This is a genomic window from Sphingomonas oligophenolica (genome assembly GCF_039522915.1).
In the GTDB taxonomy this organism is placed as follows: domain Bacteria; phylum Pseudomonadota; class Alphaproteobacteria; order Sphingomonadales; family Sphingomonadaceae; genus Sphingomonas; species Sphingomonas oligophenolica.
Map to the genome: position 1 here is coordinate 205,799 of NZ_BAAAEH010000022.1, position 7,816 is coordinate 213,614.

The following is a 7,816-nucleotide window of genomic DNA, read 5'->3' on the forward strand; positions in this document are numbered from 1 at the left end:
TCCCCGGTGCGGGAGGCCTACGTCACTCCCGGTTCGGCGTGGCGACGCGCGCGACGTCATGGGCGAGGATCGCAAGATCGTGCGTCTTGCCGTCGCGGTCGCGTACATGGTCCTTGAGCAAGGCCTCGGCGCGAAAGCCGAGGCTCTCGAACAGCATTACCGATCCGATCTGGTCGGGGGTCATCTGCGCGATCAGCTTCTCGATCTCGCGCTCCATTGCGACCGCATAGATTGCCTCCAGCAGATCCCGCCCAAGCCCCGCGCCGCGCTTGTCGGGTGAGACGAGCAGGCGGATCTCCCCGACATGCGCGCTCCAGCTGAGCGGATCGCGCACCAGCGCCGCGGTGCCGACGAACTTGCCGCCATCCTCGGCGATCAGGCTGTCGATCCAGCCTTCGTCAATTGATGCGATCCATGCCTCGACGACGCGCGGATGCTTGAGATCGCGCCCGAGAAAGAGCAGGTCGTGCTCAGGCAATCCTTGCGCAAAGGCGAGCATCGCGTCGCGGTCGCTGGGCGCGAAGCGCCGGATGTGATGGCTCATCTAGGTCCCTCCTCGAGCCACTCGACCGGCTTCGCCCCTGGCTGCCTGATCGTCATGCCCCCGCGACAAGGCTGGCATGGCCGCTCGCGAATGTCACCTGTTCCCTGTCGGCGCCGCGGTGTCGCGCACCGGCTTCGGTCCCGAAGCCGTCGCGTCGAGCATCGAATCGCCGCCAAGTACCCGATAGAGCGTGACGAGATTGGTCGCCTCGGTCAGCTGGGTCGCGACAAGCGTGCGCTGCGCTGAATAGAGCGAGCGCTGCGCGTCGAGGCTCTGCAGGAACGTATCGATGCCGCCGCGATACCGGGCATCCGACAAGCGGTAATTATTGGTTGCCGCCGCGGTCAGCGCCCGTTGCGCGGAAGTCTGCGCCGCGATGGTGCCGCGCCGGGCAAGCGCATCGGAAACCTCCCGAAAGGCGGTCTGAATCGCCTTTTCATAGGTGGCGAGCGCAACGTCGCGCTGAGCTCTGGATTGCTGCACCCCGGCACGCCCCGCACCCGCCCGGAAGATCGGGTAGTTGACGCTGGGCGCGACTGAATAGTTGAACGCACCGCCGGTGAAGAGCGAGCCGAGCGGCCCGCTCGCGAACCCGGCCAGCGCGGTGAGCGAGATGCGTGGGAACAGGGCGGCGCGCGCCGCACCGATCTCGGCATTGGCCGCGCGCAACTCATATTCCGCTTGCACGACATCCGGTCGGCGCAGCAGCACGCCTGAGTCCAGCCCGGCAGGAAGCGCGGCGACAGTCGGCGCCGCTTCTTCGATCGATGCGGGAAGCAGTGCAGGGTCAATCGGCGCACCGACCAGCAATTGCAGGGCGTTGAGGTCCTGCGCCACGGCGGTGGTCTGCTGCGCGAGATCGGACTGCGCCGTCGTCAGCACGATCTGCGCCTGGGCCAGGTCAGTTCCGGGCGCGACCCCGCCGTCGAGCCGCGCCTTGGTCAGCTTCACGCTTTCCCCGGCGCTCGCGGCGGTGTCCTGCGCGATCTTCAACAGGCTCTTGTCGGAGGCATAGGTCAGCCAGGCAGTGCCGATGTCGCCCACCAGGGTCAGCCGCGTCGCGCGTGCTGCCGCCTCGGTCTCGAAATAGCGGTTCTGGGCCGCGGTGGTGAGAGAGCGGATACGCCCGAACAGGTCGATCTCGAACGAGGTGATGCCGATATCGGCGCTGAAGCTGCCGTTGGTCGTACCGCCGTTTCCGGTACTCCCCGTCCCGCTGTTCGAACTGCTCCCGCCGGACGCGGTGCGGGCGAGGCGATAGCCCCCGCTGGCATCGACCTCAGGAAGCAATTCGGCCCGCTGGATATGATAGGTCGCTCGCGCCACGGCGATGTTGGCGGCCGCCACGCGCAGGTCCCGGTTGTTGACCAGCGCCTGCTCGATAATCGCCTGGAGCCGCGGATCACGGAAGATGTCGCGATAGGTGACGCTCGGCAGCGCCGCTTCGCTCTGCGCCAGATAGGCATCGCCGACCGGCCAGGACGGCGGCACCGGCAGGTCGGGCCGGACATAAGGCGGCGCAAGCGAGCATGCGCCGAGCGAGGTTGCGCCAAGCAACAGGGCGATTGTGCGCATCAGGCGGCTCCCTCCGGTTCGGGCGGCGGGGCAGGGTGCTCATGGTGAAGATGCTTGATCATCTCGCGCGTGCTCCGGCGCACGATCACGAAGAAGAGCGGGATGTAGAAGATCGCCAGGATCGTCGCGGTCAGCATCCCGCCGATCACCGCAGTGCCGATCGCGACGCGGCTGTTCGCGCCCGCACCCGTCGAAACCGCCAGCGGCAGCACGCCGAAGATGAAGGCCAGGCTGGTCATCAGGATCGGCCGCAGACGGATGCGCGCGGCTTCCAGCGCCGCCTCGATCACGCGCTTGCCCTGTTTCTCGGCCTGCTCCGCGAACTCGATCATCAGGATCGCGTTCTTGGCGGCGAGGCCCATCGTCGTCAGCAGGCCGATCTGCAGATAAACGTCGTTCTGCAACCCGCGCAACGTTACCGCGAAGACAGCGCCGACCAACCCGAGCGGGATGACCAACAGCACCGCGATCGGGATCGTCCAGCTCTCATACAGCGCGGCGAGGCAGAGGAAGACCACCAGCAGCGAGATCGCATAGAGAAAGGGCGCCTGGCCCGACGACAGTCGCTCCTGATAGGAGAGACCGCTCCAGGCAACGCTGGTGCCGGGAAGCTGCGCCGCAAGCTGCTCCATCTTGTTCATCGCGTCGCCCGAGCTCTTGCCCGGCGCGGACTGGCCTGAGATCTCGTAGCTCGATATGCCCGAGAACCGCGCGAGCGAGGTCGGGGTGGTCGCCCAGGAAACGGTCGCGAAGGAGGAGAAAGGCGCCATCTGCCCGTTGCTGCCCCGCACATACCATTTGGCGATGTCCTCGGGCGAGGCGCGGTAGGGCGCATCGCCTTCGACATAGACCCGCTTCACCCGACCGCGATCGTTGAAGTCGTTGACATAGCGCCCGCCCCAGGCGGTCGACAGCGTCGCATTGACGTCCGCCTGGCTGAGCCCGAGCGTGCTGAGCTTCTGCGGATCGACATCCACCTTCAGGGTCGGCTGGTCCTCGAGATCGGTTGGGCGCACCGACGCGAGATCCGGGTCGGCGCGCGCCATGGCGAGCAATTTGTCGCGCGCCGCCTTGAAATCGGCGCGGCTCAGGCCGCCGGTATTGCGCAGCTCGAGCGTGAAGCCGTTCGACTGGCCGAGGCCGCGCACCGCTGCAGGGGGCAGCGCATAGAATTCGACATCGCGCAGCCCGGAGAGCGCTGCATTGGCGCGCCGGGTAATCGCATCGGCGCTGTTCTGGGAGCCCTTGCGGTATTTCCAGTCCTTGAGCGCGACGAAGCCACGGCCGGTATTCTGCCCACCGCCACCGCCGCCGCCGGTTCCGGCAACCGACAGCATGCCGTCCACATTCCTGGCTTCGTCGGTCAGGAAATATTTCTCGATCGCCTGTTGCGCGGCCCGGGTCCGGTTGATCGTAGCGCCAGGTGCCAGGTTGAACTGGACCGAGGCGACGCCCTGGTCTTCCAGCGGCAGGAAGCCCGTCGGCAGCCGGACGAACATCAGCACCAGGATGGCGACGACGCCGGCATAGATCAGCAGGAAGATAAACTTGCGATCGACGACTGACGAAACGGCGCGCTGATAGCGCTCGACAGTGCGCTCGAACCCGTTGTTGAACCAGTCCTTCGCCGGCTGAGTCTTGCGCGCCAGCCAGCTGTCGTGATTTTCATCTTCCCTGCGCTTGAGCAAGGTCGACGTCAGGGCGGGGGTCAACACCAGGGCCACGACCACCGACAGCACCATCGCCGAAACGATGGTGACCGAGAATTGCCGGTAGATCACGCCGGTCGACCCGCCGAAGAACGCCATCGGCAGAAAGACGGCCGACAGCACCAGCGCGATCGCGATCAGCGCGACGGTGATCTCGTCCATCGACTTGATCGTTGCGTCGCGCGGACTCATGCCCGGATTCTCGTCCATCAGCCGCTCGACATTTTCGACCACGACGATCGCGTCGTCGACCAGCAGGCCGATCGCCAGCACAAGCCCGAACAAGGTGAGCGTATTGATCGAGAAGCCGGCGAGCGAGAACACCGCAAAAGCGCCGAGCAACACGACCGGCACCGCGATCGTGGGGATCAGGGTCGCCCGCCAGCTCTGCAGGAACGCGAACATCACGATCACGACCAGGATGATCGCCTCGATCAGGGTGATCACCACTTCCTCGACCGACAGCTTGATGAAGGCTGTCGAGTCCTGCGGGAAACTATAGGCGAATCCTTGCGGGAAATTCTTTGCCTGGCGCGCGACCTCCGCCTTGACCAGTTCGTCGGTGGTGAGTGCGTCGGCGCCCGGGGCGAGGCTCACCGCGATGCCGGCCCCGGGGTGGCCGTTGACGCGGCTGAAGATGCCATAGCTTTCCGCGCCAAGCTCCATCCGCGCGACGTCGGAAAGACGGACGGTCGAGCCGTCGGGCTGGGTCTTCAGGATGATGGCGGCGAATTGCTGCGGCGTCGACAGGCGCGATTGGGCAGTGACCGTCGCGTCGAGCATCTGGTCGGGCCCGCTCGGCACGCCGCCCACTTCGCCGGCCGCGACCTCGGCATTCTGCGCAGTGATCGCATTGATGACGTCGCTCGGCATCAGGCTGTAGCTCGCCAGCCGGTCCGGATTGAGCCAGATCCGCATGGCATATTGTGAGCCGAACACATTGGTATCGCCCACGCCCGGAATGCGGCCGATGCTGTCCTGCATGTTCGACACCAGATAGTCGGACACGTCCTGGCCTGAATGCTTGTCGGTCTTGTCGTAGATCGCGGCGATCATCAGGAAGTCGGGGTTCGACTTGGTAACGGTGAGGCCGGCCTGCTGCACCTGTTGCGGCAGCCGGGTGATCGCCTGCTGAACCTTGTTCTGCACCTGGACCTGGGCGATGTCCGGGTTGGTGCCCTTCTGGAAGGTCGCGGTGATCGTCACCGATCCGCGCGAGCTCGAGGACGAGCTGAAATACAGCAAGCCGTCAATGCCGGTGAGTTGCTGCTCGATCACCTGGGTGACGCTGTTTTCGAGCGTCTGCGCCGATGCGCCGGGATAGGATGCGCGGATATTGACGTTGGGCGGTGCCACGTCGGGGAATTGCTCGATCGGCAGGGTGAAGATCGCCCCGATGCCCGCCAGCATGATGATGATCGCGATGACCCAGGCAAAGATGGGTCGGTCGATGAAAATCCGTGAAATCACGCCCGATCAGCCTTTGGTCTGGTCGGACGATCGACCGGTTTTGCCCTTGATGTCCTGCGGCGCGCTTGCCGGCACCGGCTTGATCGCCTGGTTCGGTTTGGCCTTGCCGGTGCCCTGGGTGATCACCTTGTCGCCCGGATGCAGCCCCGCCGTCACCACCCAGTTGGCACCGAGCGTCCGGGTGGCGGTGATCTCGCGCTGCACTGCCTTGTCGCCCGGGCCGACGAGCAGGACGGTCGCATTTCCCTGGGGATCCCGTGAAACCGCGCTCTGCGGCACCAGGAACGCACTATTGTCGATTGATTGGGCGAAGGTCGCGCGCACGAACATGCCGGGCATCAACAGGCCTTGCGGATTGGGGAACCGGGCACGCAGGGTTACGGTGCCGGTGCTCTGATCGACCACCACCTCGGCAAATTCGACGGTGCCGGTATAGCCATAGTCGCTGCCGTCCTCGAGCTTCAGGCTGACCGCCGCCGTGGCGGGAGCCGTCCCACCCGAGGCAAGTGCGCGGCGCAGCTTGAGCAGGTCGGCGCTTGATTGCTGGACGTCGACATAGATCGGGTCGAGCCGCTGGATGGTCGTCAACGGATCGGTCTGGCTCGCGGTGACCAGCGCGCCCTCGGTGAAGAGCGAACGGCCGATCCGGCCGGTGATCGGGGCGGGGACAGTGGTGTAACGCAGATTGATCTTTGCGGTTTCGAGCGCCGCCCTGTTCTGGGCGACGGCGGCGGCAGCCTGGCGCGCCTGTGCGGCGGCGTCGGTATAGTCCTGCTTGGCGACCGCCTGGATGTCGGCGAGCGGCTTGTAACGCTCCGCCTTGATGCGAGTCGCCTCGGCATTGGCCGCTGCGCTGGCGAGATTGGCCTCGGCCTGGTTGGTCGCCGCGCGGTACAGGCTGGGGTCGATCTGGTAGAGCGGCTGGCCTTTGCGGACGAGCGAGCCCTCGGTGAAGAAGCGGTGACGGATAATTCCCGAGACCTGCGGGCGCACCTCGGAACTCTGGAAGGCGGTGGTGCGCCCGGCAAGCTCGGTGGTGATCGGCACGCTGGTCGGCTGGACGATGACATACCCGACCTGCGGCGGCCCCGAAGCGCCGCGCTTCCCACCATTCTTTTGCGTCCCGCAGCCCGCGAGCAACGCCAGCACGGCAAGCAACGCGATCGATCCGGGAATCGCCGCCGGGGAACGCGCAGGCTTGAGCAAGTACACCGTCATTCGAACTCCCATCGCCCCAGGCCGCACCGACACTCTCGCGATGGAATTCGCGCACAACCGGGTGTCAAACCGTATCGATCAGTCTTGGCTCCTGTTCCGCCGCCGGCGGTCAGGCTCCCTTTGCACAGCGAAATCCTATATCCTATCTAAGTTTGGCGATAGTGAGACCGTCAGCCTTGGCTCGGTCCCGGGTTGATTCCTCGCTTCGCTTGAGCGCCTTGGCGATGGCCTTGAGCGCCATGCCCTTTTTGGCGAGCACATGCAGCTTCTGGATCTCGTCGCTGGTCCAGGGTTGCCGGTGCCGCTCGAATTTGTCGTCGCTCATCGCACCGCTTTCCGTTTGAGGGTCACGAGCGCCTGATCGAGCGCCGACAGAAAGCGCGAGCGATCGGTCTTTGCGAAAGGCGCCGGGCCGCCGATGGCGTCCCCGCCGGCGCGCAGATCAGCCATGATCGCCCGCGTGGCGATCGCCGCGCCGATCGAGCTGGTGGTGAAGGGCTTGCCGGTTGGTGCAATCACCATCGCACCTGCCTTGAGACACCGGTCGGCGAGCAGGATATCCGTCGTCACGACAACAGCGCTCGCGTCAGCACGTTCGGCGATCCAGTCATCGGCTGCGTCGAAACCATCGCTCACCACCATCCGCCCGATGAGCGGATGCGCCGGGATGCGCATGATGGCGTTGCTGACGATCGTCACGGGCACCTCGTGGCGAAAGGCCACCTTGTAGATTTCGTCCTTTACGGGGCAAGCATCGGCATCGACAAGGATTCGGATTGTCGCAAAATGTGTCAGCTGCGTGACTCCCCGTCCGGCTCGACGTCGGGGCGGCCGACCGCGACGATCTCGATCGCATCGGGCGTGCCGTTGAAATCGAGCCGGTCGCCGGGCCCGGCGCCGATCATCGCGGCGGCGAGCGGCGCGGTGAAGGCGATGCGGTTTACGGCGGGATCGGCTTCGTCGCTCCCGACCAGATCAATGGTCCGTTGCACGCCGTTCAGGCGAAAGGTGACGCGAGCGCCGAAAGCGACTTCCTCGCCCTCCGGCACGGGCCCCACGATCGCGGTCGTCTGGCGCGTGTTCCAGTAGCGCAGCTCGCGCTTCAGCACTTCGCGCGCGACTTCGTCTGCTTCGGCGGCGATGGCCGTCTCCAGGGTGTCGATTTTCGTCCCCATAAGGGCAAGTCCGCGCGCTGTCACCAGATTGGGCCCCGGCGGCAGGGGCAGCTCGAATTTAGCCCGTCTTATTCACCGGGAGCCTGGGATCGGGTTGGCGGACGTAGCGTAAGTTACTGATCTGG

7 protein-coding genes are annotated in these 7,816 nt (G+C 65.6%); all 7 read right to left on the bottom strand.

Features of this window, described 5'->3' with window-relative positions; genetic code table 11:
* Positions 1-22: 22 nt before the first annotated feature.
* The 7 genes from ABD050_RS12255 to ABD050_RS12285 all read right to left on the bottom strand — a co-directional run bounded on the left by ABD050_RS12255 (position 23) and on the right by ABD050_RS12285 (position 7,691).
* Positions 23-544, bottom strand: a complete 522-nt coding sequence (locus tag ABD050_RS12255) for a GNAT family N-acetyltransferase (RefSeq protein WP_343889631.1) — start codon at positions 542-544, stop codon at positions 23-25.
* Positions 545-637: 93 nt separating this feature from the next.
* Positions 638-2,119 carry an efflux transporter outer membrane subunit gene (locus tag ABD050_RS12260; protein ID WP_343889632.1) on the bottom strand — a complete coding sequence of 494 codons (1,482 nt, stop codon included), beginning with the start codon at positions 2,117-2,119 and terminating at the stop codon, positions 638-640.
* The gene (locus tag ABD050_RS12265; protein WP_343889633.1) at positions 2,119-5,298 is read right to left on the bottom strand and encodes an efflux RND transporter permease subunit; all 3,180 of its coding nucleotides are present in this window, start codon (positions 5,296-5,298) and stop codon (positions 2,119-2,121) included. Before ABD050_RS12265 ends, ABD050_RS12260 begins: the two co-directional genes overlap by 1 nt.
* Before the next feature lie 6 nt (positions 5,299-5,304).
* Positions 5,305-6,516: an efflux RND transporter periplasmic adaptor subunit gene (locus tag ABD050_RS12270; RefSeq protein ID WP_343889634.1), complete on the bottom strand. Its 1,212-nt coding sequence runs from the start codon at positions 6,514-6,516 to the stop codon at positions 5,305-5,307.
* 142 nt (positions 6,517-6,658) lie between these two features.
* On the bottom strand, positions 6,659-6,841 hold the full coding sequence (locus ABD050_RS12275; protein ID WP_343889635.1) for a hypothetical protein: 183 nt from the start codon (positions 6,839-6,841) through the stop codon (positions 6,659-6,661).
* Entirely contained in the window at positions 6,838-7,293 is a 456-nt protein-coding gene (locus tag ABD050_RS12280) for a YaiI/YqxD family protein (RefSeq protein ID WP_343889647.1), read from the bottom strand. Before ABD050_RS12280 ends, ABD050_RS12275 begins: the two co-directional genes overlap by 4 nt.
* Positions 7,294-7,307: 14 nt before the next feature.
* Entirely contained in the window at positions 7,308-7,691 is a 384-nt protein-coding gene (locus ABD050_RS12285; protein WP_343889636.1) for a GreA/GreB family elongation factor, read from the bottom strand.
* Between the last annotated feature and the right edge of the window lie 125 nt (positions 7,692-7,816).